The organism is Streptomyces sp. NPDC047453 (genome assembly GCF_040643155.1).
GTDB lineage: Bacteria > Actinomycetota > Actinomycetes > Streptomycetales > Streptomycetaceae > Streptomyces.
Map to the genome: position 1 here is coordinate 22327 of NZ_JBEYTS010000013.1, position 25070 is coordinate 47396.

Below are 25070 nucleotides of genomic sequence, written 5' to 3' on the forward strand. Positions count from 1 at the left end.
TCGTACATCCATGTCTACGAGCACGCCACCTTACGCGTTCGGGATGCCGCCGATTCCGGCTCGCGCGGCCCGCGCCGCTACGCGGTGTGCTCGTCGGCCACCGACAGCGCGGCGTCCAGTGCCGTGAGGCCCTCCTTCAGCTCGGCCTCGGTCGCGTTGCACGGCGGGACGACGTGCGTGCGGTTCATGTTGATGAAGGGCCACAGGCCGTTCGCCTTCGCGGCGGCGCCGAAGGCTGCCATGGGGGCGTTCGCCTCCCCGGTCGCGTTGTACGGCACCAGCGGCTCGCGGGTCTCGCGGTTCTTCACCAGTTCCAGGGCCCAGAACATGCCCACGCCGCGCACGTCGCCGACGCTCGGGTGCCGCTCGGCCAGCTCGCGCAGCCCCGGCTCCACGATCTCGGCACCGAGCCGCTTGGCGTTCTCGACGACGCCCTCCTCGGCCATCACGTTGATCGTCGCGACGGCCGCCGCGCACGCCAGCGGGTGCCCGGAGTACGTCAGACCGCCGGGGTAGGCCCGCTTGCCGAAGGTCTCCGCGATCTTCCCGGAGATGGCGACACCGCCCAGCGGCACGTACCCGGAGTTCACGCCCTTGGCGAAGGTCATCAGGTCCGGCACGACGTCGAAGAGGTCCGCCGCGAACCACTCACCGGTCCGCCCGAAGCCGGCCATGACCTCGTCCAGGATGAAGACGATCCCGTACTTGTCGCACAGCTCGCGCACCCCGGCCAGGTAGCCGGGCGGGGGCACCATGATCCCGGCGGTGCCGGGGATGGTCTCCAGGATGATCGCGGCGATGGTCGCGGGCCCCTCGAAGGCGATCGTCGCCTCCAGGTGCTCGAGCGCCCGCGCGCACTCCTGCTCCTCGGTCTCGGCGTAGAAGCGGGAGCGGTAGAGGAAGGGCGCCCAGAAGCGCACCACGCCGGCCGAGCCGGTGTCCGACGCCCAGCGTCGCGGGTCGCCGGTGATGTTGATGGCCTGCTGCGTGCCGCCGTGGTACGAGCGGTAGGCCGAGAGCACCTTGGACCGCCCGGTGTGCAGCCGTGCCATGCGCACCGCGTGCTCGACGGCGTCCGCGCCGCCGTTGGTGAAGAAGATCTTGTCCAGGTCGCCCGGCGTCCGCTCGGCGATCAGCCGTGCCGCCTCGGACCGTGCCTCGACGGCGAACGCCGGCGCGAACGTGGCCAGCGTGGCGGCCTGCTCCTGTATCGCGGCGACGACCTTGGGGTGCTGGTAGCCGATGTTGGTGAAGACGAGCCCGCTGGTGAAGTCCAGGAAACGCTTGCCGTCGTAGTCCCAGAAGTACGAACCGTCGGCACCGGCCACGGCCGGCGGGTCGATGAGGTCCTGGGCGGACCAGGAGTGGAACACGTGCGCCCGGTCCGCGGCCTTGACGACTGCACCGGCTTCGGGATTCGGCTGAGGGGTCATGCGGCCGAGGGTAAACGGCGCGGACGGGAGCGCGACATCGGCGCCCTGTCTGCGGACGCGGGGTTTTAGCGACAGGTTGTCGTGAGCGGGCCCGCGCGGGTCGGACCTGTTACGGATCGGACCTGTTACGGAACCGTAGACACCGGGGCGCCCGGCCGGACGGCCGCCGCACTATTCTCGGTCTGACGCACAGGGACCGTATCGGGGGATATCGGGGGGAGGCGGTTCGGCCATGGAGAGGCGGCTGGGGCCTGGCGATCCGCAGCGTATCGGCGCGTACCGGCTGCTGGCGCGGCTCGGGGCCGGCGGCATGGGGCAGGTGTTCCTGGCCCGGTCGGACCGGGGGCGGACCGTCGCCGTGAAGCTGGTGCGGCCGGAGCTGGCGCAGCAGGAGGAGTTCCGGGCGCGGTTCCGGCAGGAGGTGCGGGCCGCGCGACAGGTCGGCGGGTACTGGACCGCGCCCGTACTGGACGCGGACACCGAGGCCGCCGTGCCGTGGGTGGCCACCGGGTACGTCGCCGGGCCGAGCCTGCAACGGGTCGTCGGGCACGACCACGGCCCGCTGCCCGAGCGGTCGGTGCGGATCCTCGCGGCCGGGCTGGCGGGTGCGCTGAAGGACATCCACGCCGCCGGCCTCATCCACCGCGACCTCAAGCCCTCCAACGTGCTGGTGACGATCGACGGGCCGCGCGTCATCGACTTCGGCATCGCCCGCGCGCTGGAGACCGTCACGGACGGCGGGCTCACGCGGACCGGCGCGCTGGTCGGCTCGCCCGGGTTCATGGCGCCCGAGCAGGTCCGCGGCGACCGGATCACGACCGCGTGCGACGTCTTCTGCCTGGGCTCGGTCATCGCGTACGCGGCGACCGGCGTGCTTCCGTTCGGCGGCACCGACAGTGGAGTGCACGCGCTGATGTACCGCATCGCCGAGAAGGAGCCCGACCTCGAGGCGCTGCCCGAGGGCATCGCCGACCTCGTCCGCGCCTGCCTGAAGAAGGATCCGGCGGCCCGGCCCACCGTGGACCAGATCGTCCAGCGCACCGGCGCCGAGGACACGATCGCCGACGGCCGCCTGCGCGACCCGTGGCTGCCGAGCGCCCTGGTCGCCCAGCTCGGACGCCACGCGGTCCAGCTCCTGGAAGCGGAGAACCCGGAGGAACCGCGCGAGCCGGCGGCACCCCCCGACCTCACCAAGAGCCCGACGGGCCCCGCGGGGCAGGCGTCGGGTGCGCCCGGCCCTTACGGATCGTCCGGGGCTCCCGGGGAAGTGCCGGGAACGCCGGCTGCCGGGCTCGGGGCCGCCGCAGCCGCCGCTTCGGGTGCGCCCGGCCCTTATGGGGCGCCGGTGTCGCCCGGTACGCCGGGAGCCGCCGGGGGTTCGGGCGGGGCTGGTGCCGTTCCGGGGGCGCCCACTGCCGGTGTGCCTGGCCCTCACGGGGCGGCCGCGCCGTCCGGTACGCCCGGTGTGCCGGGAGCCGTCGGGGCTCCGGGAGCCGTCGGGGCTCCGGGAGGCGCTGGGGCTCCGGGAGGCGCTGGGGTCGTTCCGGGAGCGCCTGCTGCCGGTGTGCCTGGCCCTCACGGAGCCTCGGTGCCGCCCGGTGTGCCGGGAGCCGCCGGGGTTCCTGGAGGGGCTGGGGCTGTCTCCGGGGCGCCCGCTGCCGGTTCCGGGGCCGGGGGTGGCTCGCAGGGGGTGGGTGCTGCCGGTCCCGCCGGGGCGCAGCCGTACGCCTCCCCCGAGCACGCGCCCGTCTCCGACGCCTCCGTGCCGCCGCCCGGGCAGCCCGGCGGTGGGGGCCACACTCCGGTCAATCACCTGCCCACCATGATCGCGGGGCAGGTGCCACCGCCGGGCCCGGCACCCGCTTCCGTCCCGTACGGCTACCCCCAGCAGCACCCGCAGCCCGCCGCCTACGGCTACCCGCAGCAGCCGGGCGGCTGGGGCGCGCCGCCCGGGAACCACCCGTACGGCGGCCTCGGCCAGACCCCTCCGTACGGCCCGCCCCCGATCGGCTCGACCCCGCCGTACGGCCCGAGCCCGCTCCGGGACCGGGAGCCGCGCCGCAGCGGCCGCTCCACCGCGGCGCTGGTCGCGGTGGCACTGGTGGTGGCGCTCGGCGCGGGCGGTTCCGTGTACGCCCTGATGCGCGGCGGCGGCGACAGCGACAACAAGGGCGGCGGGGCCGGTCCGACGCCGGCCGTCAGCGTGCCCACCACGCACGACGCCACGGGCCCCGACGGCTCCGACCCGTCACCGGCGGCCTCGCAGCCGGAGTCCCCGTCACCGGCCGACGGCGTGGTCCCGACCGGCTACCTCGGCAGCTGGACGGCGACGATCCACAACGCCTACGGAGCGAACAGCCGCCGGCTCACCATCACCCAGGGAGACGTGGGCGACACCGTGCTCACCCTCGTCGCCGACGGCCCCACCGACAGCGGCAGCACCTATCACTGCGTGTTCGAGGCCCGGCTGGCCCAGCGCCCGAGTAGCGGCGGCCCACTGGAGATCGGCCCCTCCGTCGTCACGACCGGACAGCACAGCGAGGGGTGCAACCCGGGCGCTGCCACGCAGGTCACCCTGCTGCCGGACGGCACGCTCCAGCGCGTGAACACCGGCAGCGGGGAGAAGCTGGCGTACACCAGGCAGTGACGGCGTCGGCGCCACCGGGCGGTGACCGGAGTCACCGCGGCTCCGGCGGCCGCTGCCGGGGCATGTTCGGCCGTGCGGCGCCCGGCGGCAGCGGCAGGCGCCCGTGCCCGCCGCCCGGCTCGGCCCGCCCGGTCGCCCCCGGCCCCGCCGCCTGAAGGCCCATCGGCGCCGAGCCGATGTGGAACTCCACCATCCAGTCGGCCGTCTCCGTGCGCACCAGCTCGTTGACGTCCTCCGAGAACCGCCGCAGCACCCCCAGGCACCGCTCGGCGGCCTCGCCGGCCGTTCCCTCCGCCGGGCCCAGCACCTCCCGCACGTTCTCGGACGCCCAGTCGAACTGCAGCGCCTGCAACCGGCGCTGCACGGCCTGCGCGGTCGCCACGTCCCGCATCCACCCGGCCGTCACCCCGAAGTACCGGTCGATCCCGACGCATGCCACGCACAGCAGCAGCGCCACATACCCCCACGGCGCCACGCCGTCGGCCGCCCCGGTCAGATCGAGCAGGGGCAGCGCCGCCCCCGTCACCGCCCCCGCCGCCGCCCCGGCCCGCAGCGCACGCGCCCCGCGCCGCTTCCACACCCGCTCCCCGAGATACCAGGCCACGGTCTGCAGCGCCCCCCGCTCCACCCAGCGATACAGCTCGTCGAGCCGCTGCGCCGGCTCGCTCCAGTCGCCGAGCGGGAACGGCCGCCCGGTCAGATCGCCCGGCCGCAGCCCGGCCGCCCCATCGTCCCGCCCGTTCTGCGGCGGCCGCTCGGGCTGCATCTCCGGCTGACCCACCCGGCACTCCCTACTGATTACGATCCGTGACGCTGGCTGACACGCCGGACCCTTCCTACCCCCCAATGGGTGGCGAGGCGCCGGGAAGTACGGCTTTTCCGCCCGTAAGAGGGCCTTGATCAGGTATAGAACTCATCCAAGACTCACTCGAAAGAGTGGCGGGGCGCTGCCTGCCCGGACCACGTAGGCTCGTGCCAGCGGGGAACCGGCGAATCGGCCCCCCGCCCGGAAAGCCGTACGAACGCAGGAGCTGATCGTGATTCCCGGTGGTGGCCAGCCCAACATGCAGCAGCTGCTCCAGCAGGCCCAGAAGATGCAGCAGGACCTTCAGCGGGCCCAGGAGGAGCTGGCGCGGACCGAGGTCGACGGGCAGGCGGGCGGCGGTCTGGTGAAGGCCACCGTCACCGGCGCCGGCGAGCTGCGCGCGCTGAAGATCGACCCCAAGGCGGTGGACCCGGAGGACACCGAGACCCTCGCCGACCTGATCGTCGCCGCCGTCCAGGCGGCCAACGAGAACGCCCAGGCACTCCAGCAGCAGAAGCTCGGCCCGCTGGCCCAGGGCCTGGGCGGCGGCACCGGAATCCCGGGGCTGCCTTTCTGAGGCGGGCTCCGGGCAACTACCGTACGTACCGAAGCGACCAGGAAGGACGGCAGTCCGTTGTACGAAGGCGTGGTCCAGGACCTCATCGACGAGCTCGGGCGGCTGCCCGGCGTCGGTCCCAAGAGCGCGCAGCGGATCGCCTTCCACATCCTTCAGGCGGAACCGGCGGACGTACGGCGGCTCGCTCAGGCCCTGCTCGAGGTGAAGGCGAAGGTCCGCTTCTGCGCGACCTGCGGCAACGTCGCGCAGGAGGAGCTGTGCGGGATCTGCCGCGACAGCCGTCGCGACCCCTCGGTCATCTGCGTGGTCGAGGAGCCGAAGGACGTCGTCGCCATCGAGCGCACCCGCGAGTTCCGCGGCCGTTACCACGTCCTCGGCGGGGCGATCAGCCCCATCGAGGGCGTCGGCCCGGACGACCTGCGCATCCGGGAACTCCTGGCCCGTCTGGCGGACGGCACGGTCACCGAGCTGATCCTGGCCACGGACCCGAATCTCGAAGGCGAGGCGACGGCGACGTACCTCGCCCGCATGATCAAGCCCATGGGCCTGAAGGTCACCCGCCTGGCCAGCGGCCTTCCGGTGGGCGGTGACCTGGAATACGCGGACGAGGTCACCCTCGGCCGCGCCTTCGAGGGGAGACGACTCCTAGATGTCTGACGCCACGCTGCACGCCACCAGCCAGAACCCGGACGACTTCGCGGTCCAGATCGCCGACCAGGTGGAGAGCTTCCTGGTCGCGGTCACCGAGGTCGCCAAGGGCGACGAGCCGGACTCGGCGGTGCCCTTCCTGCTGCTGGAGGTCTCCCAGCTGCTGCTGGCCGGCGGCCGGCTCGGCGCGCACGAGGACATCGTCCCCGACGAGCGCTACGAACCCGACTCCGGCCCGGAGCAGGACGTGGACCAGCTCCGCGAGAACCTCGCGCGCCTGCTGGAGCCGATCGACGTCTACTCCGAGGTCTTCGACCCCTACGAGCCGCGCCGGGCACCCGTGCCCGCCCGTATCTCCGACGACCTGGCGGACGTCATGGCCGACCTGCGGCACGGCATGGCCCACTACCGCGCCGGCCGCACCACCGAGGCCCTGTGGTGGTGGCAGTTCTCCTACTTCTCCAACTGGGGCTCCACGGCCTCCGCCACCCTGCGCGCCCTCCAGTCCCTGGTCGCCCACGTCCGCCTCAACCAGCCCCTGGAGGAGCTGGACGGCCTGGACACCGACCAGGGCATGGGCGACGAGACCCTGGAGTTCGAGGCCGGCAAGGTCATGGCGGAGGAGATCGCGGACCCGCTGGGACTGCGCCGGGCGCCTGACCGCACGGTGTGACGCGGCGCACTTTCCGAGTGGCATTCCACTCCCTGGGCATGAGCCGTTCTGACGAACGGGCGCCGGGTATCTCACCATGCGATATCGCGAAAGGGAAATTCGGACGCTCGATAGACTGAGCCGACCGCACCGCATATGCGTGAGTGCGATGGACACGGACTGAGCGAGGAGCGCACGTGGGCCTTGTCGTGCAGAAGTACGGAGGCTCCTCCGTAGCCGATGCCGAGGGCATCAAGCGCGTCGCCAAGCGGATCGTGGAAGCCAAGAAGAACGGCAACGACGTGGTTGTCGTGGTTTCCGCGATGGGCGACACGACGGACGAGCTGATCGATCTCGCCGAGCAGGTTTCCCCGATGCCTGCCGGGCGCGAGCTCGACATGCTGCTGACCGCCGGAGAGCGGATCTCCATGGCCCTGCTGGCCATGGCGATCAAAAACCTGGGCAGCAAGGCCCAGTCGTTCACCGGCAGCCAGGCAGGTGTCATCACCGACTCGGTGCACAACAAAGCCCGGATCATCGACGTCACGCCGGGCCGTATCCGGACCGCGCTGGACGAGGGCAACATCGCCATCGTCGCCGGTTTCCAGGGCGTCAGCCAGGAACGGAAGGACATCACCACGCTGGGGCGTGGCGGGTCCGACACCACCGCCGTCGCGCTCGCGGCCGCCCTCGACGCCGAGGTGTGCGAGATCTACACCGACGTCGACGGCGTGTTCACCGCCGACCCGCGCGTGGTGGCGAAGGCCCGGAAGATCGACTGGATCTCCTTCGAGGACATGCTGGAGCTGGCCGCGTCCGGCTCCAAGGTGCTGCTCCACCGCTGTGTGGAGTACGCGCGCCGGTACAACATCCCGATCCACGTCCGATCCTCCTTCAGCGGGTTGCAGGGCACGTGGGTCAGCAGCGAGCCGATTCAGCGAGGGGACAAGAAGGTGGAGCAGGCCATCATCTCCGGTGTCGCACACGACACCTCCGAGGCCAAGATCACGGTCGTCGGCGTGCCCGACAAGCCCGGCGAGGCCGCCTCCATCTTCCGTACGATCGCCAATGCCGAGATCAACATCGACATGGTCGTGCAGAACGTGTCCGCCGCCTCCACCGGCCTGACGGACATCTCCTTCACACTGCCGAAGGCGGAGGGCCGCAAGGCCATCGACGCGCTGGAGAAGAACCGGGCCGGCATCGGCTTCGACTCCCTGCGCTACGACGACCAGATCGGCAAGATCTCCCTGGTCGGCGCGGGTATGAAGACCAACCCGGGCGTCACCGCCGACTTCTTCACCGCGCTGTCCGACGCGGGCGTGAACATCGAGTTGATCTCGACCTCCGAGATCCGTATCTCGGTCGTCACCCGCCAGGACGACGTGCCGGGGGCCGTGCGCGCCGTGCACACCGCCTTCGGGCTCGACTCCGACAGCGACGAAGCCGTCGTCTACGGAGGCACCGGGCGATGAGCGACCGACCGACGCTCGCGGTCGTGGGTGCGACCGGAGCCGTCGGCACGGTACTGCTCCGGATCCTGTCCCAGCGCGCGGACATCTGGGGCGACATCCGCCTGCTCGCCATTCCCCCGGACTCCCACCCGCGCCCGAGCGGCGCGGAGTCCGAGCGCGCGATCGGCCGCAGGCTGACCGTGCGCGGCGAGGAGGTCGAGGTGGCCGCGCTCGCCGAGGACGCCTTCGACGGGGTGGACATCGCCCTGTTCGACGTCCCCGACGAGGCAGCCGCGCACTGGGCGCCGCTCGCCGCCGCCCGGGGCGCGGTGGTGGTCGACAACTCGGGCGCCTTCCGCACCGACCCGGACGTGCCGCTCGTCGTGCCCGAGGTCAACCCGCACGCGGCGCGGCGGCGCCCGCGCGGGATCGTCTCCAGCCCCCACTGCACCACCCTGTCCATGATCGTGGCGCTGGGCGCGCTGCACGCCGAGTTCGGCCTGCGCGAGCTGGTCCTCTCCTCGTACCAGGCGGTGAGCGGAGCCGGACACGAGGGCGTGGAGACCCTGCGCCGGCAGCTGTCCCTGGTGGCGGGCACCGAGCTGGGGACCAGCCCCGGTGACGTGCGACGGGCCGTCGGGGACGACACCGGTCCGTTCCCGGAGCCGGTGGCGCTGAACGTCGTGCCGTGGGCCGGGTCGCTGTGCGACGAGGGCTGGTCGTCGGAGGAGATGAAGCTGCGGGACGAGTCCCGCAAGGTGCTCGGGCTGCCGCGGCTGCCAGTCGCCGTGACCTGCGTGCAGGTCCCGGTGGTCACCACGCACTCCCTGACGGTGCACGCCCGCTTCGAGGGCGAGGTCACGGTCGGCAAGGCGCGGGAGATCCTCGCCACCGCGCCCGGCGTGGTGCTGTACGACGACCCGGCGGCGGGCGAGTTCCCCACGCCCGCCGACGTGGTGGGCACCGATCCGACGTGGGTCGGGCGGGTGCGTCGGGCGCTGGACGATCCCACGGCGCTGGATTTCTTCGTGTGCGGTGACAACCTGCGCAAGGGCGCGGCCCTGAACATCGCGCAGATCGCGGAACTGGTGGCGGCCGAGGCGCCGTGACTCCTGTCGCGCGAGTGGGCCCCCGGCCGGAAATACCGTGGCCAGGGGCCTGTTTGTTTGTAGGATCCATGTAAGAATCATGGTCCGGCCGGTGGGCTGGACCACTTGATCCATGCCGTTCGGCGGCTGATGATTTGCCTCCCCGTCCTTTGCAACCGCACGAAGGGCGGGGAGCGTCTTTGCGGTCGCCCTTCGGGGGCGTGGGGACGCTGCGGGACGTGGGGACGTCCCGGTGATTCAGGCATAGGGGATGAGCGGGACGCATGAGGGCATACCAGGCGCATTTGGTTGTGCCGCCTGCCGCGAGAACGTCGTCGGACGTGTCACACGGCGCAAATGACTTGCCCGGCACGTACAACCTCGGTGGGGGGAGACGTGTCCAACTGGCGTGGCAGAGGTTCTCGAGTTCACCCCCAGGCTCTTCGAGCGTGAGGTATCCCCAGCGGCGACCCGCGGCACCGCACTGCGGCCGCCTCGCGCGGCGCTCCGTCCGCGCGTTCCCGGCGGCATGCCGGTGATCGCGCCCATGCCCGCCGCGCGGCCCGCCCGCATACCCAGTCAGCGTGAGGCCGCCGAGGAGACCGTGGCGGCCGGCACCACCGTCGACCATCTCACCGAGACCTATCGCGCGCACTACCGCTCGCTGCTGGGCCTGGCCGCGCTCCTCCTCGACGACACGGCCTCCTGCGAGGACGTGGTCCAGGAGGCGTTCATCCGCGTCCACTCCGCCCGTAAACGCGTCCGGGACCCGGAGAAGACCCTCGCCTACCTGCGGCAGACGGTCGTCAACCTCTCCCGTTCGGCCCTGCGCCGCCGCATCCTCGGCCTGAAGCTGTTGTCCAAGCCGATGCCGGACATGGCCAGCGCCGAGGAGGGCGCCTACGACCAGCTGGAGCGCGACTCCCTGATCAAGGCGATGAAAGGCCTCCAGCGCCGCCAGCGTGAGGTCCTGGTGCTGCGCTACTTCGCGGACATGACCGAGGCGCAGGTCGCCGAGACCCTCGGGATCTCGCTGGGCTCGGTGAAGGCGTACGGCTCGCGCGGCATCGCGGCGCTGCGGGTCGCGATGGGGGCGTCGGCATGAGGAACCACGACGAGGACCGCGACGACCGCGAGCCGGACGAACCCGGCGCTTCGCGCGAGCCGGAGCATCAAGAGCACACGCAATCGCACGCTGGGAACGGAACCGTGAACCACAGCCCCGACGAACTCGGCCCGGACGGGCTCGACTCGGACGAGCTGGAACTGCGCAGGATGCTGCACCAGGCGGTCCAGGATGTCGAGCCGCGGGACGGCACGCTGAACCACCTGCGGCGCGCGGTGCCGGCGCGGCGGGCCCGCAAGCGGCAGGCCGTCGTCGGCCTGGCGGCCGCCGCCCTGTTCGTCGGCTCCGCCATCCCCGCCCTCGTACACGTGTCCTATACCGCCGACTCCGACGCCAATCCGGAGATCGCCGGGAAGGCCTCCCAGGCCCAGGGCGGCACGAGCCAGGGCAAGAACCCGGACGGCGGCGAGAGCGGCATCGGCGGCTCCTCGGACAAGGCCGCCGGCGGGGGCCCGCAGGACCGGAAGGAAGACCACAAGGGCAGTCCGGACACCGCTGCCGACAGCGGACCCACCGGCGGTCCGGACAGCCCCTCGGCCTCCTCCGGCAGCGACGCCCCGGTGTGCACGGCCGCCCAGCTCGGCCCCGCCACCGCCACCGTCGACGCTCCCGACTCGGCCGGTGTCGTCTACGGCACCTTCCACGTCACCAACGTCTCCGCCGGCAGTTGCCGGGTCGGCGGTTCCGGATCGGTGAGCACCCTCGCGCAGGGCGCGGCCGACGCCACCAGGATCACCGTGGTCGCGCACACCTCCGGCGACGCGGCGGCGGAGCTGCCCGACCCCTCCACCGAGGTGCCCGGACTGCTCCTGCCGTCCGGCTCGGCGTACGAGGTGAAGTTCGCCTGGGTGCCCTCCCAGACCTGTCCGACCAGCGGCGGCGGCAGCACCGGCGGCAACGAGACCGGCGGGCCCTCGGCCGACCCGTCCCCGACCCAGGGCGCGAGCACCACGGGTGCCGCGAGCACCGGCACCGACGGCGGCGCCAACACCCAGATGCTCCTGGCGGACAGCACGGCCGACGGCAGCGTCGTGGTCTCCCACACCCCGGAGGCCGGCTCGCCCTCGGCGTCGGCGACGGTGACGAACGCGTGTGCGGGGACGATCTACCGGACCGGGGTGCTCCCGGCGTCGTAGGGGCCGGTCAGGCGCCGGATGCGCCGCTCGACACGGGCGCCGGCACCGGGGCCTCGTCGGCCTCCGCGGGCGCCAGCCCCAGTTCCGCGTCCCGCAGGGCCTCCACCTCGCGGCGCAGCAGCCGGAACCACATGAAGACCACGAAGCCGGCGAAGACGAACCACTCGCCGGTGTAGCCGAGGTTCTGGAACGCCTTCAGGTCCAGCCCGGTGTTGTCGGGGGCCTTCGCCGGCACCGCCGTCATTCCGGGGTCGGCGTGGTTGAGGGTGACCCAGGCGTCGTACACGCCGTACGGCACGAGGTTCACCAGCGAGGCCGCGCTGATCGCCGCGGTCTGCCCGGACGGCAGTCCGCCCCGGGCGCTGACCCCGTTGTCACCCGGTGTCTCCGACGCCTGGAGCGCTCCGGTGACCGCGACCTCGCCCGCGGGCGGCGCCGGGACCCGGGCCGGGTCAGGGGTCCCCGGCAGCCAGCCGCGGACGACCGGCAGCGCCTTGCCGGAGTCGGTGCGCAGCAGCGTCAGCACGTAGTACCCGGGCTTGCCGTCCAGCTCGCGGTCCGGGACCAGCAGCTGATCGGCGTACCGGCCGGTCGCGGTGGTCTGCATGCCGGACGTGCGCTTGTCCACGGGCAGCAGCCGGTCCAGCGGGCGCGGCGCCTCCTCGCGGTAGGAGGCGGCCTGCTCGGTCGCGGTCCGGTGGTCCTGCACCCGGGCCTCGAACCGGCTCAGCTGCCAGGACCCCATGAACACGCAGAAGGGGATGGCGAGCAGCACGAAGACGTTGATGCCCCACCAGCGAGGTGTCAGCAGAAACCGGTACACGCCCTCAACGGTACGGTGCCGCACGCTCCGCCCCGGTCGCGGGGTCGGCACTCAGGGGCGCCGGGTGGCCGGGACGCGGGACGCCCGGCGGGTGGGAAAGGTGTGGAAATCGCAAGAGGATGCGAAGGGTCCGGGCGGAGTTGTCCACAGGCTGGGGAGACCGGTCGGCGATTTGTCGGCGGGACCGGGCAGTATGGGGTCATGACTGAGAGCAACGGGTCCGACTCGCCGCAGCAACTCGACCGGCGGGCACTCATCGAGGAGATGCCGGACTGGGAGAAGCGCTTCCGCGCGCCCCGGGTGTCCCTGCCCGACTGGGCGGAGGACGCGCCGGAGCGCTCCCTGTTCGTGTCGAACGCGACGGGGACGTACGAGTTGTACGCCTGGGACCGGGCGACGGGCGGGCAGCGGCAGGTCACCGACCGGCCGAACGGCACGACGGACGGTGTGCTCTCGCCGGACGGGCGCTGGATCTGGTGGTTCGACGACAAGGACGGCGACGAGTTCGGCGTCTGGCGGCGGCAGCCCTTCGAGGGCGGGGCCGACGAGGCGGCCGTGCCCGGCCTCGCGGCGTCGTATCCGGCGGGCCTCGCGCTCGGCCGGGACGGCCGCACGGCGGTCGTGGGGCGCTCGACGGACGAGGACGGCACGACCCTGCACCTGGCCCGCGACGGCCGGGTGACGGAGGTCTACCGGCACCGCGAGTCGGCAGGCGTGGGCGACCTCTCCCACGACGGCTCGCTGATCGCCCTGGAGCACACCGAGCACGGCGACGCGATGCACTCGGCGCTGCGCGTACTGCGCCCGGACGGCACGAAGGTCGCCGAACTGGACGACACCAAGGGCGGGACGGTCGAGCTGGGCCTCGAGGTACTGGGCTTCGCGCCGGTCGACGGGGACACGCGGCTGCTCGTCGGCCACCAAAGACGCGGCAGGTGGGAGCCGCTGGTGTGGGACGTGGCGACGGGCGAGGAGCACGACCTGGCGCTCGACCTGCCCGGCGACGTGAGCGCCGAGTGGTGCCCGGACGGCGGCGGACTGCTCGTCGTGCACGGCTTCGAGGCCCGCAGCGAGCTGTTCCGCTACGACCTGGCCACCCGTGAACTGACGACGATCCCCACCCCGCCCGGCACGGTCTCCGGGGCGACCGCCCGCCCGGACGGCAGCGTGGAGTACCTGTGGTCCTCGGCGGCCGAGCCCTCCGCGGTCCGCTCGACGCACGGCGGGGTGGTCCTCGACCCGCCCGGAATGAAGTCCCCGGGGTCGGTGCCGGTGGAGGACGTGTGGGTGGAGGGCCCCGGCGGCCGTATCCACGCCCTGGTGCAGAGGCCCGCGGGCGCGACCGGGCCGCTCCCCACGGTCTTCGACATTCACGGGGGCCCCACCTGGCACGACAGCGACTCCTTCGCCGCGGGCCCCGCCGCCTGGGTCGACCACGGCTACGCGGTGGTCCGGGTCAACTACCGCGGCTCGACGGGCTACGGCCGGGCGTGGACGGACGCGCTCAAGCACCGGGTGGGCCTGATCGAGCTGGAGGACATCGCGGCGGTCCGCGACTGGGCCGTCGGCTCGGGACTGGCCGACCCGGCCCGGCTGATCCTCACCGGCGGCTCCTGGGGCGGCTACCTCACCCTGCTCGGTCTCGGCACCCAGCCCGGCCTGTGGGCGCTGGGCATCGCGGTGGTCCCGGTCGCCGACTACGTCACGGCGTACCACGACGAGATGGAAGCGCTGAAGGCCATGGACCGCACCCTGCTCGGCGGCACTCCGGAGGAGGTGCCCGAGCGCTTCGAGGCCTCCTCGCCGCTGACCTACGTCGACCAGGTCGAGGCGCCCGTCTACATCTCCGCCGGGGTCAACGACCCGCGCTGCCCGATCCGCCAGATCGAGAACTACGTCAAGCGCCTCAAGACACGCGAAGCCGTCCACGAGGTGTACCGCTACGACGCCGGCCACGGCTCCCTGGTCGTCGACGAACGCATCAAGCAGATCCGCCTGGAGCTGGACTTCGCGGAGCGGCATCTGCCGAAGTAGGGAAGCCGCGGGGCGCAGGTGGCCCAGGACCACGCGTCCTGAGCCACCCCCGGCCCGCCCCGCGCACCTCCTACGCTCCCTGCGCCCCCCGTTCCTCGGTTCCTGCGCTCCCGTTCCTACGGTTCCTGCGTCCCCGTCCGCTCCCGCGACCCGCGGCCCAGCAGCTCCGCCAGACCGCGCCGGGTCGCCGCGAGCACCACCCGGTCCTCCTTCCGCAGGACATAGGTGCCGGGCAGGTTCCACACCAGACCCGAGGCCCGGCCCGGGTGCTCGGCCGCCGCCTCCGGTGCGGCCGGATCCCGCCGTTCGTCCGCGGTCATCCCCACGTCCAGCGCCAGCACCCGCCAGTACCCCGGCCGGAAGGCCTCCGCGAGCGTCCTGCCCTCCAGCTGCGGATGCCCGCCCACGTCCACGGACGCGAACAGCAGCACCCGCCGCTCCACCGGGATCGCCCCCAGGATCTGCCGGCCGAACATCGCGCCGGCGAACGCGGGCGCCGCCAGGTGAGTCACGCTCCGGCTGCGCGTCAGGGCGTTCGGGTGCGCGGCCCGCAGGGTGCGGTACACCGCGGTGGCGAAGTCGTCGTCGTACAGCCGCAGGACCACCCGCAGATCGGGGCGCACGGACCGCGCGTACAGCACCGCCTCCAGGTTCGTCGTGTCCGCGCTGGTCACGGCGAGCAGCGCGTGCGCGCGGTGGATCTTCGCGGCCTCCAGCACGCCCTCCTGCGTGACATCCCCGAGCACCACCGGCACCCGCAGCCGCCGCGCCGTGGGCACGCCGCGCGCCTCCGGGTCCGACTCCACGCACACCACGGGAATGCGCAGCTCCCGCAGCCGCGTCAGCACCCGGGTGCCGATCTTGCCGAGTCCCAGCAGGACGACGTGCCCGCCGAGCCCTCGCGGCGGCCTGCGCAGCGCGGACGCCGACCGGAACGTGCCCAGCGCCTCGAGCACCGCGGCCAGCACCACCGGCAGCAGCAGCACACCCACCAGCCCGGTCAGCAGTTGCAGGAGCTGCCGTCCGACCGGTTCGCCGAGCGCGGGGTCGTCGATGGCGAACAGGTCGAGCAGCGTCAGGTACACCGCGCCCAGCGGATGGACCCCGGCCACCACCCACAACGCCACCGCGAGCGCGAACACGCACGCCAGCAGACCCGCCACCGTCCACCGCAGCCGCCGCGAGAACAGCGACGTCAGGGGCGGCACGGCCGCCGCCACCACGCGTCTGGCGGACAGCGGCGCACCGGCCGCGTACGAGACCTGCTCCAGCACCACGGTCGCGCGCCCGGTGGCCGCCCGTACCGCCGCCTCGTCCGGCAGCAGCTGCGGCCGCTGGTCGCCGCTGTCCTCGGAACCGTCCGCGCCGGCCGGATCGCTGGTCGTCGCGGACAGCAGCGCCAGTGTGCACAGCCCGGGGTCGGCGACCTGTCCCGGCGCGGGCGGCGGCCGTTCCACCGCGCGCAGCAGCAGCCCGTCGGTCTGGACGACCTTGCTGGTGCCGACGACGGCGCTGGCGGCCAGCGCGGGCGCGGCGGTGTCGGCGTCGGACAGCACGGTCGTGGACGCGTCGGCGCCCGCCGCGTGGTCGCCGCCGACCGCCAGCGCGGCGGTCTGGTCGAGGAGCTCCTCGATGTGCTGGCCCAGCCGCCGGTTGTACAGGCGCACCACGAGCCGCAGCCGCGGGTTGAGGCGGCGGGCGGTCAGGGCGGCGCGGATGTTGGTCTCGTCGTCGTCGTACACCAGGGCCAGCGCCGCCGCCCGCTCCACACCCGCGTCCGCGAGTACGGCCTCGGTCAGTTCGGCGGCCTCCAAAAGCCGGTTCGCACCGGCGGGTGGGCCGCCCGCGGTACCGCCCGCGCTCCCGCCCGTGCCGTTGCCCGCGCCGCCGGCCCCGACGCCCGCCCGGTTCACGGCCGCGCTCACCACCCGGTCCAGCAGCGCCGACGCCGTGCGGCTGCGGCCCACCACCGGTGGCCGCACCGTGCGCTCGGAGGGCGGCACGACCAGTGTCACGTGCTCGCCGTACACCCCCCGCAACTCGGCGACCAACCGGTGCGCGAGCCCGTCGTCCCCGCACACCACCATGTGCACGCCCGTGCCGTCCGGCACACCACCCTGATACGGAACGCTCCCCACGAGGGAAGAGACTGCCGTACCGGGACGCGTGGTTCCACCATCCACCCGGCTCCCGCGCGGTCACCGAGGGCCCCCTGCCCGAAACCGTTCCGCGACAGAGCGCGCGGAGAGCGGTCCCGCGAGAGAATCGGAGCATGGGATTCCGTTTCGGTCGGGCAATCCCTGCGCGGGGATGGTCCGTATATACGGATGTGTCGAGAAGCTGGTTCCCGGTGGGCCGGCTCCCGGATGAGGCTCTGCTGTCCGGGCTGGCAACCGGTGATCCGGAACTCGCGGTCAGTTTCGTACGCAGGTTTCAGCACCGGGTCTTCGGTGTCGCCGTCGCGGTCACCGGTGACCCCCAGCTAGCGGAGGACATCTCTCAGCAGACATTCGAGCGGGCGTGGCGGCACGCGCAGATCTACGACTCGCGCCGCGGGTCGGTCACGACCTGGCTGACCACCATCGCCCACAACCTCGCCATTGACGCCGTACGGTCACGGCGTCAGGAGCCGGTGGCGCCGGAGGACCTCGACGCGATCCTGGACGTCGTCAGTGACACCCCCGAGCGGCACGCGCTGGCCGACGAGGCGTCGTCCCGGCTGCGCGCCGCCGTGGCCGAGCTGCCGCGCGAACAGGGCCGTGCCCTGGTGATGGCCGGCATCTACGGCATGACCGCCCAGCAGATCGCCGACTGGGAGCACATTCCGCTGGGCACCGCCAAGACACGGGTCAGGACGGCGATGGGGAAGCTGCGCACCACCCTTGCCTCCTTCCAGTGAGGCGACCATGGCCAGTGAGATCAGCTGCGAGAAGTTTCGCGAGATCGGCGTCGAGCTCGCGCTGGGCGTGCTGCCCGGCCGTGAGCGGGCCGGTGCCGTCGCGCACCTGGAGAGGTGCGCGGACTGCCGCGAGTACATCGGACAGCTGACTCTGCTGGGCGACCGGCTGATCGGGCTCCTGCCGGGCAGCGAGCCGCCGGTCGGGTTCGAGAGCCGGGTGGCGCAGGCGCTGACGCAGCGGGCGGCACACGACGGGCGTGCGCACGCCCGGGCGCCGGGCATCCCGCGTCCGGGCGTGCTCGGCCGGATACGGCCACGGGTCGCCGCCGCCGCGGGCGCCGTCCTCCTCGCCGTCGGCTTCGGCGGCTGGGCGGTCGGCACGGCGATCGAGTCCACCGTGGCCGGGCCCGCCTCGACCGCCGCCGTCGGGTCGGGCATGTTGTGGGGCGGGTTCACCTCCGCCGACGCGGCCGGAAAGCCGGCCGGCGAGGTCTACGCCCATCCCGGCTCCCCGGGCTGGATCTACATGACCGTCGACCTCGCCAAGACCGGCGCTCCCCACGAGGGCAGGGTCACCTGCCGGCTGGTGCGCAAGGACGGCACCACCATCCGCGTCGGTGACTTCACCCTGCACCACGGCCGCGGCTCGTGGGGCGGCCCGGCCACCGTCGACCCCGCGAAGCTGGCCGGCGCGCGGGTGATCGCCCCCGATGGCACTGTCCTGGCCAGGGCCCACTTCGCCACGGGCGAGGAGACTTCCTGAGGGTTGTGACGCAGCGGAAGGCCCGTTCCTCGCTCCAGGAGCCGTACAGGTCGAGTCAGCCCGTGCGGGCCAGGTGCCCGAGGATCCGGTAGCCGGGGACCGGGCGGGTGCCCGCGGGCAGCGGCGGCTCCACGGCCTTCTGCGTGACGGCGGTCATGACAGCACCGTGCCCTGCGACGGGGGCCCGGCGGACGAGGCCATGCTGTGCAGCCGGTGCAGCCGGGCGTACATGCCGCCGCGCACGAACAGCTCGTCGTGGGTCCCGGACTCGGTGACCCGGCCGTGATCGAGCACCACGATCCGGGTGGCGTCGCGGACCGTGAGGAGGTTGTGGGAGATGACGATGGTCGTCCGGCCGGCCATGAGCCGGCGCAGCGGGTCCATGATCCGGCGGCTCGACTCCATGTCCAGGCCGGTGGTGGGCTCGTCCAGGAGCAGTACGGGCGCGTCCCTGATCATCGCGCGGGCGATGGCCAGCCGCTGGCGCTGTCCGCCGGACAGTGTCTGGCCACGCTGGCCGACCACGGTGTCGTAACCCTCCGGGAGCAGCCGGATGAACTCGTCGGCGTCCGCGGCGCGGGCCGCCTCCACGATCTCGGCGTCGGTCGCGTCGGGCCGGCCGTAGGCGATGTTCTCCCGCACCGTGCCGTGCAGGACCAGCGTCTCCTGCAGCACCACCGCGACGTTGTCGCGCACGTCGGACAGGACCAGATCCCGCAGATCCGTGCCGTCGAGGCGGACAGCGCCCTGGTCGGGGTCGTAGAACCGCAGTTGCAACTTGGCCGCCGTGGACTTCCCGGCCCCGCTCGCTCCCACCAGGGCCAGGGTCTCGCCGGGGTGGACGTGGAACGACACGTCGGACAGCGCCCAGCGGGACGTGTCCGGATAACGGAAGGACACGCCGTCGAACTCGACCTCGCCGCGCGCCCGGCCGATCCGCCGGGCATCCGCGGCCTCCCGGACCTCGGACCGCTGGTCGAGCAGCTCCGCTATGCGCTCGGCGGAGGCGGAGGCGGAGTAGAAGGTGGCGCCGAGATGGGACAGATCACGGACCGGGCTGTAGAGCTTGCCGATCAGCGCCAGGAAGACCAGCAGCCCGCCCAGCGTGAGGTGCCCCTGCGCGAGCTGCCAGGTGCCGAGCGCCATGACGGCGACGCCGCCGCACACCTCGATGAGTTCCACGAGCGGCTCGTAGACCGCACCGATCCGCGTCGAGGCCATCGCGGCGTGGAAACGGCCCACGTTCTCCCGCTCGAAGCGGCGCTGCTCCCAGTCCTGCCGGTTGTACGCCTGCACCAGGGTCATGTTGCCCAGCGACTCCTCGGCGACCGCGCTGAGCGAGCCGCTGCGGCGCCTGCGCTCGCGCGACGCCTGCTTGATCAGCCGGGAGAAGTGGACGGCGGCGCCCCAGAACAGCGGCACGATGACGATCGCGATGAGCGTGAGGTCCCAGCTCAGGTAGAAGAGCAGGCCGAGGAAGATGCCCAGCCGGACCACGTCGTAGAGCACGTCCACGACACCCGAGAGCAGGAACGTTTCGACGGCGTCCACGTCCCCCGTGATCCGCGACAGCACGTCCCCCAGCCGCCGCCGTTCGAAGAATCTGAGCGACAGCCCCTGGAGGTGCCGGAAGACGTCGGAGCGCAGGGCGAGCAGGAAGCGTTCACTGACGTACGCGGAGGTCACTTCGTCGGCGAAGCCCAGGATGCCGCCGACGAGGATGAGTCCCACATACGTCGGCGCGATCCAGACGAAGGGGTGGAGGTCCCGCGGGACGAGTACCTCGTCCACCATGACCTTGAAGAGCCACAGTTCGGCCGCGTCGATGACGGGCCCCGTCAGACTGAGCAGGACGAGCGGCAGGAGCCAGCGTCGGCGCCCGCTGGTGTAGGGCCAGAAGCGTCGGAAGATCTCGCGCGGCGGCAACGGCGGGGCGGCAGCCACCACGTCGTCGGCGTCCGTGCCCACGGACAGAAGACGCCTCAGGACACGCCAACGAAGCGGACCGGCTCCTTCGGGCACCGGTCCGCTCCGCTCCGTGTCGCTGTCAGTAGCGCCCACCGCGTCCGCCGCGTCCGCCGCGTCCGCCGCGTCCGCCGCGTCCACCGCGACCGCGTCCGCCGTGTCCGCCGCGTCCGCCGCGTCCACGTCCGCCGTGTCCGCCGCGTCCGCCGCCGCCACCGCCGCGTTCACCGTAGTCCCGGTTCAGCGTGGGGAAGAGTGCGTTGAAGATCGCCATAATTCCTCCTGCTGGAACTTGTCTCTGAGTGGATACGTCCAAGAGCGGGAATCGGATGGCGATTTAGGTCAAAACGCGGCAAACATCCTCGCGTCTGCCGGAGACCGCGTGAGGTCCCGCCGTTCCCAGTGACGGCGGGACCTCACGGTGCGCGGTGCGTCAGGACATGAGCACAGGCCGGTCGACCTGGTTACAGCCCGCAGGAGCCGCGGTCCAGGTGGAAGAAGCGTGCGTTGGCCCAGCGGCAAAGCCAGATGCCGACGGCGACGCCGACGATGGTCACCAGGGCGGGCAGGTAGCCGCCGGCGACCTGGGTGATCGGGATCGCCGGGCAGCCGCCGGAGATCGCCCACCCCGTGCCGAACAGCACCGCGCCGGGGATCACACCGGCGTGGATCCGCCCCGGGGTCCGGCGCACCCGCAGCAGGGCGAACGCGAGCACGATGATCACGACGGCGCCCGCGAAGGACAGGAACATCCGCAGGTCCTGGAAGGTGAACATGCGGTTCAGCTCGGCGTAGTCGCCGAAGCCGATGTTGGAGACGGTGAAGCCGAGGGCCAGCCCGGTGATGATGTTGGCCAGCAGAATCGCGCCCCGGGTACGCATCAGATCACCTTCCACAGGAGGAACGACACCCCGACGGCGGTGCCGAAGAACACGGCGGTCGCGACGATGCTGACCGGGCGCAGCCGGCCGCAGCCGTTCAGCCCGTGGCCGGAGCTGCACCCGCCGGCCAGCCGGGTGCCGAAGCCGACCAGCACGCCGCCCAGGAACAGCAGGACGACCATCGTGATCGGATCGGCGGTGACCAAGTCCCGGAAGCCCGGACCCATGTCGTAGCGGAGCTCGAACCGCCCGGACGCGAGCGAGGCGATCAGTCCGCCCAGGAAGATCGACACCAGCAGGGCGGCCTGGGTGACCAGAGGGGCGGGACGCTGGCTCGTGACCGAGGAACCCTCTGTCGCCACCGGTTCGACGTCCGGAGCCGGCGGCTGCGGTGGCGCTCCGTACGGGGGCTGCGACTCCGCGTACGGGACTTGGGCGGAGGCCGGCGCTCCGGGTCCCGTGGGCGAGGCCGGCGCTCCGGGCAGGGTTCCGAAGTGCTCAGCGGTGGCCGCGGCGAGCGCTTCGGCGAGTTCCTGATCGTCGGCGAACTCGTCGTCCATCTGCTCGAGACGCCGTTCGCTGCGCCAGTGCAGCACGCGGTCCCAGGCCGACGACACCCCGAAGGAACGATCGGTGGTGAGGGTGTAGTTGACGGTGACCAGAGCGAGCCCGACCGCGCCCGCCCACCAGGGCCAGTAGTTCATGCCGGACCTCTCATCCAGTCGGCGAGCCGACCCCACAAGCCGCGCTTCGCGCGGGACGCATGCGCCGTGTGCGGAGCGGGGCGGTCCGAGGGGCGGGGAGTTGTTATGTGGTGAGTCGGTGTGTGGTGAGTCGGTGTGTGGGGTGACGGTTGGTGAGGCGAGACCGGTGGCGGGACCGGTGCCGGGGACGGTGCCGCCCCGAACCAGGCCGTGCTCTCCGGTTGCTCGCGACCAAGTGACGCCGGCTCAGGCGGCCCGGCCGGTGCCGGCCGGGACCACGCGTCGGGCTGCGGCTGCGGAGCCTGCCGGGGTGCCTGCGTGGGGTTGGTCGCGCTGGACCGGTTCGCACCGGCCGTGCCTTCGAGGTGCCGCGCGGTCGCCCCGTTGGGCAGCAGGCTGATCGGCACGCGCTCGCCGGTGAGCGACAACTGGTAGCGGGCGCAGTCGTGCCACTGGTCCGCGCTGTCGCAGTAGTAGTCGCGCCAACCCTGCAAGCTCGCCCTGAGCAGGGGGAAAAGCGGGCATCCCACGGCGTGCGAGCAACCCACGTTGCTCCCTCCTGACCGGCGCAGACCGCCCGTTCACAAAGGGGCGGTCGCCGTTTCCTGGTTCTTGTCCTTGCCGCGCCCACTCGACGATCTCAATACGTCAGGGGAATGTCGGCACAGAGCCGTATTGTGACTGCCAGTCACCGCGTTCAGCCGTGATGGAACCACTTTCCCGGTGCCCCGGGCAACCCGACCGAGTTTTCCGGCCGAACCACTTGACATTGCTCAGTGAGCTGCGCCACGTGAAAGGTCTGCTCTCCTACCTCTGATGTCCGGATATTTGCCGGCCGACAGCGGGGCCTTTGATCGCGATCAGGTCTCATGATCCCGTCCATCACGGGCCCGAGCCGGGCGATTGTGGAGAGCGTGCGAATGTTCGACCAGGTTGTGGCGAGACCGTGAATATTGCAGATCAGCCCGGCAAGAGCCGACGCGGAGATCAATCTCCGCTTAGTGAATGCGACCCCTCCGAACACTTCACCTGTATCCGACCGAAGGCCCGGACGGGAGAATTCGGCGCCCGCGAAGCTTTTTCGATCATCGAATTCCCCCGCCCCACCACGGAAGCCCACCCAGCAGAACACGACCACGCACATCGAACCCATGCCCCATGGACACCTTTTTCCCTCTTGCGTCACTTGATGAACGGCTGCCACTCCCGCAGGCCGGTCACCTCACGCCCTTGGTGCTGAAGTACGGGGCTTCAGCCAGGGGTTCGTCGAGGGCGGCGCGGCCCGGTACGTCGACGACGATGACGGTGCCCGAGTCGCCCGGCGAGCGGCCCCGCCATGCGGGCGATCCACTTCTCGTGCAGGACGGTGTGCTTCTCGCGGTGCGCAGGACGCGCCGCGAGCCGCTCGGGTGCGGAGGTGAAGGAGAGTTCCACGATCCGCATGCTGGTGTGCGTTCCTTTCCCGAGGGCTCCTACGGCTGACCACCGTCGCGTTCGAGTGCGGTGGCCGTGAAGATTCTCGGCGGCGGCGTCGGCGACGTGTCGGACACCAGGGCCCGGTCGGCTCAGACGCGGTGACGGCCGGCCTTCAACTGGCCTATGAAGGCTGCCCAGGAGCCGGCCTCGAAGGTCAGAGCGAGACCGTGCGGGACCTTGCTGTCACGGACGGGCACGACGCCGGGGAACCCCTCCGCCACCTCCACGCAGTTGCCGCCCTCCTGATTGCTGTAGCTGCTCTTGCGCCACGCGGCGCCGTTCAGATCGGGACGGGACCTTCGCTCCACGGTGGTTGCCCTCCATCACGGATCGGATCATGTCGAGCGACATGAGCGGGGGCAGAGCTGCCGCGCGTAGCCGATCGTAGGTAGCGCGAAACTCCTGACCTCGGCCGCATCCTCGATGAGCTGGCCGTAGTGCGCGCCTTCGGTGTAGGCGACTTCGGACTCGTCCGGCATGGTCAGAACTGTCAGCGAGCCACCCATCGCATCGTGCTCGCCTTGGTCGAACGGCAATACCTGCACGGTGACATGGGGTTCCGATCCGGCCTCGAGCAGTCGCTCCAACTGCTCGCACATGACGGCCTGGCCACCGATGGGACGCCTCAGTACCGCTTCGTCGAGGATGACCCACATCTCAGGCCGACCGGGAGAGCTGAGGCGTTCCTGCCGTTCCAGGCGGGCGGTGATCCGCTCTTCCAACTGTTCCTGATTGTGCAGCGTCCGGCCGACGCTCAGCACCGCTCGCGCGTACGCCTCGCTCTGCAATAAGCCCGGCACCACGTGGGCCGCGTACTCCCTGATGGACACCGCCCGCTCCGAGTAGGCCATGAACGCCCGCGACCAGTCCGGAAACGCCTCCCGATACACGTACGGCCACAGCTCGACCAACAGGTTGTCCGCCCGAGTGAGGCGTCGAGCGCGCGGGCCAGCCGCAGCGTCGGTTTCGCCCCCGACGCGCGCTCGATCTGCGTGATCCGGGTGCTCACCACATGTGTCTTGGCTCCGAGTTCGGCCTGGGTCAGTCCGGCCGCCGTACGGAGTCTGCGCCCCCGTGAACCGAACAGCGCAGCCATGGACGTACTGGGGTCAATTCCGTTGGCCAAGGCGTTACTTCCGTTCCTTACGAGTTGAAAGGTAAGGCTGCGCCACCTTTCGGGCGTAGGGCCGCCGGACGACTCTTGAGTACGGAACGTAATGACTCGTGCACTTCGCGGGAAGGCAGACAGGCCGTGCTGACAGGAACGACCACACCGGGAGAGGGCGTAGCGCCCAACTACCACCACTTCACGGAGCGGTTCGCCTCCACGCCCCGGGGCGCGCGGCTGGCCCGGCGCCTTGCCGTGCGGCGCATGGAGGAGTGGGGGTACCCGCCGGCGTCGGACGCGTCGTGCACGATCGCGCTCATCGTCGGCGAACTTGCGGCGAACGCCGTACGACACGGCCGGGTCCCCGGCCACGGCTTCGCGCTGAGTCTCGCCCTCGACATGACCACCGACGTGATCCGCGTCGAAGTGGCGGACGCCGCCTTGATCAAACGCCCACCGACGACCGCCCCTTCGGCCCACCCCGACGGGGAGTCGGGGCGCGGTCTGATCCTGGTGGACGCCCTGGCCATGCGCTGGGGCTGGACGCCGAGGGACCCCGTGGGCAAGACGGTCTGGGCGGAGGTGTCGTGCCGGGCGTCGCGAGCCGGTGAACCTTCCAGGTCGCAGCACTAGCTTCGGTTACGGACACCGACATCAGCAGCTGGCGGGCTTCGCCGTCGGCGGCCACCACGAGTCCGCGGTCGGCCTGTCCGATCGGGGCGCCGTCGATCCCGGTGACCACGCATCCGGCGGCCTGGCACAGAGCGATGCCGGCGGCGAAATGCGCACGGAGGATCGTCCTCTCCGCATCCACATCGACGGCGGTGGCGAAGTCCCCGGCTTCCTTGTCG

The 25070-nt window shown here is 71.9% G+C and carries 21 protein-coding genes and 2 pseudogenes; 12 read left to right on the forward strand and 11 right to left on the reverse strand.

Annotated features, from left to right (window positions below; genetic code table 11):
• Positions 1-77 precede the first annotated feature (77 nt).
• Positions 78-1433, reverse strand: a complete 1356-nt coding sequence (locus ABZ818_RS14545; RefSeq protein WP_361414075.1) for an aspartate aminotransferase family protein — start codon at positions 1431-1433, stop codon at positions 78-80.
• Positions 1434-1665: 232 nt separating this feature from the next.
• Between ABZ818_RS14545 and ABZ818_RS14550 the strand changes: the two genes are divergently transcribed.
• Entirely contained in the window at positions 1666-4080 is a 2415-nt protein-coding gene (locus ABZ818_RS14550) for a protein kinase (RefSeq protein WP_361414078.1), read from the forward strand.
• A gap of 31 nt (positions 4081-4111) precedes the next feature.
• Here ABZ818_RS14550 and ABZ818_RS14555 read toward each other — a convergent pair whose 3' ends face one another.
• Positions 4112-4861, reverse strand: coding sequence for an SLATT domain-containing protein (locus ABZ818_RS14555; RefSeq protein WP_361414081.1), 750 nt, complete (start codon positions 4859-4861; stop codon positions 4112-4114).
• A 256-nt stretch (positions 4862-5117) separates the two neighbouring features.
• Here ABZ818_RS14555 and ABZ818_RS14560 point away from each other — a divergent pair, with 256 nt between their 5' ends.
• From ABZ818_RS14560 to ABZ818_RS14590, 7 genes are all read left to right on the forward strand, one after another.
• Complete coding sequence (locus tag ABZ818_RS14560) at positions 5118-5462, forward strand: YbaB/EbfC family nucleoid-associated protein (RefSeq protein ID WP_141359691.1); 345 nt, start codon at positions 5118-5120, stop codon at positions 5460-5462.
• A gap of 57 nt (positions 5463-5519) precedes the next feature.
• Positions 5520-6119, forward strand: a complete 600-nt coding sequence (recR, locus tag ABZ818_RS14565) for a recombination mediator RecR (RefSeq protein ID WP_141359690.1) — start codon at positions 5520-5522, stop codon at positions 6117-6119.
• Positions 6112-6783: a DUF5063 domain-containing protein gene (locus ABZ818_RS14570; protein WP_361414084.1), complete on the forward strand. Its 672-nt coding sequence runs from the start codon at positions 6112-6114 to the stop codon at positions 6781-6783. Before recR ends, ABZ818_RS14570 begins: the two co-directional genes overlap by 8 nt.
• 176 nt (positions 6784-6959) lie before the next feature.
• On the forward strand, positions 6960-8237 hold the full coding sequence (locus ABZ818_RS14575) for an aspartate kinase (RefSeq protein ID WP_361414087.1): 1278 nt from the start codon (positions 6960-6962) through the stop codon (positions 8235-8237).
• A complete protein-coding gene (locus ABZ818_RS14580; RefSeq protein ID WP_361414090.1) occupies positions 8234-9325 on the forward strand; it encodes an aspartate-semialdehyde dehydrogenase in 1092 nt (363 codons plus the stop codon). Before ABZ818_RS14575 ends, ABZ818_RS14580 begins: the two co-directional genes overlap by 4 nt.
• Before the next feature lie 508 nt (positions 9326-9833).
• Positions 9834-10409, forward strand: coding sequence for a SigE family RNA polymerase sigma factor (locus tag ABZ818_RS14585; RefSeq protein WP_141366402.1), 576 nt, complete (start codon positions 9834-9836; stop codon positions 10407-10409).
• 104 nt (positions 10410-10513) lie between these two features.
• Entirely contained in the window at positions 10514-11566 is a 1053-nt protein-coding gene (locus tag ABZ818_RS14590; RefSeq protein ID WP_361414093.1) for a hypothetical protein, read from the forward strand.
• A gap of 7 nt (positions 11567-11573) precedes the next feature.
• Here the strand turns inward: ABZ818_RS14590 and ABZ818_RS14595 are convergent, their stop codons facing one another.
• Complete coding sequence (locus tag ABZ818_RS14595) at positions 11574-12389, reverse strand: SURF1 family protein (RefSeq protein WP_361414096.1); 816 nt, start codon at positions 12387-12389, stop codon at positions 11574-11576.
• Positions 12390-12590: 201 nt separating this feature from the next.
• Here ABZ818_RS14595 and ABZ818_RS14600 point away from each other — a divergent pair, with 201 nt between their 5' ends.
• Positions 12591-14423, forward strand: coding sequence for a prolyl oligopeptidase family serine peptidase (locus ABZ818_RS14600; RefSeq protein ID WP_361414099.1), 1833 nt, complete (start codon positions 12591-12593; stop codon positions 14421-14423).
• Between the two features lie 116 nt (positions 14424-14539).
• Here the strand turns inward: ABZ818_RS14600 and ABZ818_RS14605 are convergent, their stop codons facing one another.
• Positions 14540-16510 carry an NAD-binding protein gene (locus tag ABZ818_RS14605; RefSeq protein ID WP_361414327.1) on the reverse strand — a complete coding sequence of 657 codons (1971 nt, stop codon included), beginning with the start codon at positions 16508-16510 and terminating at the stop codon, positions 14540-14542.
• Positions 16511-16752: 242 nt separating this feature from the next.
• Here ABZ818_RS14605 and ABZ818_RS14610 point away from each other — a divergent pair, with 242 nt between their 5' ends.
• Both ABZ818_RS14610 and ABZ818_RS14615 read left to right on the forward strand, forming a co-directional pair.
• Entirely contained in the window at positions 16753-17322 is a 570-nt protein-coding gene (locus ABZ818_RS14610; protein ID WP_361414102.1) for a sigma-70 family RNA polymerase sigma factor, read from the forward strand.
• 7 nt (positions 17323-17329) lie between these two features.
• Positions 17330-18085, forward strand: a complete 756-nt coding sequence (locus ABZ818_RS14615; protein WP_361414105.1) for a hypothetical protein — start codon at positions 17330-17332, stop codon at positions 18083-18085.
• 153 nt (positions 18086-18238) lie between these two features.
• On the opposite strand, the gene ABZ818_RS14620 is transcribed toward ABZ818_RS14615, so the two are convergent.
• The 6 genes and pseudogenes from ABZ818_RS14620 to ABZ818_RS14645 all read right to left on the reverse strand — a co-directional run.
• Positions 18239-20278: an ABC transporter ATP-binding protein gene (locus ABZ818_RS14620; RefSeq protein WP_361414108.1), complete on the reverse strand. Its 2040-nt coding sequence runs from the start codon at positions 20276-20278 to the stop codon at positions 18239-18241.
• Between the two features lie 236 nt (positions 20279-20514).
• The gene (locus ABZ818_RS14625; protein ID WP_361414111.1) at positions 20515-20931 is read right to left on the reverse strand and encodes a YeeE/YedE thiosulfate transporter family protein; all 417 of its coding nucleotides are present in this window, start codon (positions 20929-20931) and stop codon (positions 20515-20517) included.
• Positions 20931-21635 carry a YeeE/YedE thiosulfate transporter family protein gene (locus ABZ818_RS14630; protein ID WP_361414114.1) on the reverse strand — a complete coding sequence of 235 codons (705 nt, stop codon included), beginning with the start codon at positions 21633-21635 and terminating at the stop codon, positions 20931-20933. The genes ABZ818_RS14625 and ABZ818_RS14630 overlap by 1 nt, the downstream gene beginning before the upstream one ends.
• 1251 nt (positions 21636-22886) lie before the next feature.
• The gene (locus tag ABZ818_RS14635) at positions 22887-23078 is read right to left on the reverse strand and encodes a hypothetical protein (protein WP_361414117.1); all 192 of its coding nucleotides are present in this window, start codon (positions 23076-23078) and stop codon (positions 22887-22889) included.
• 122 nt (positions 23079-23200) lie between these two features.
• Complete coding sequence (locus ABZ818_RS14640) at positions 23201-23395, reverse strand: DUF397 domain-containing protein (RefSeq protein ID WP_361414329.1); 195 nt, start codon at positions 23393-23395, stop codon at positions 23201-23203.
• Positions 23304-24207: pseudogene (locus ABZ818_RS14645) on the reverse strand (helix-turn-helix transcriptional regulator); the annotation flags it as partial. The gene ABZ818_RS14640 and the pseudogene ABZ818_RS14645, both read right to left, overlap by 92 nt.
• Positions 24208-24366: 159 nt before the next feature.
• Between ABZ818_RS14645 and ABZ818_RS14650 the strand changes: the two are divergent.
• Complete coding sequence (locus ABZ818_RS14650) at positions 24367-24852, forward strand: ATP-binding protein (protein WP_361414331.1); 486 nt, start codon at positions 24367-24369, stop codon at positions 24850-24852.
• A gap of 13 nt (positions 24853-24865) precedes the next feature.
• On the opposite strand, the pseudogene ABZ818_RS14655 reads toward ABZ818_RS14650, so the two are convergent.
• Positions 24866-25003, reverse strand: a pseudogene (locus ABZ818_RS14655) (phosphatase); the annotation flags it as partial.
• Positions 25004-25070: the final 67 nt, after the last annotated feature.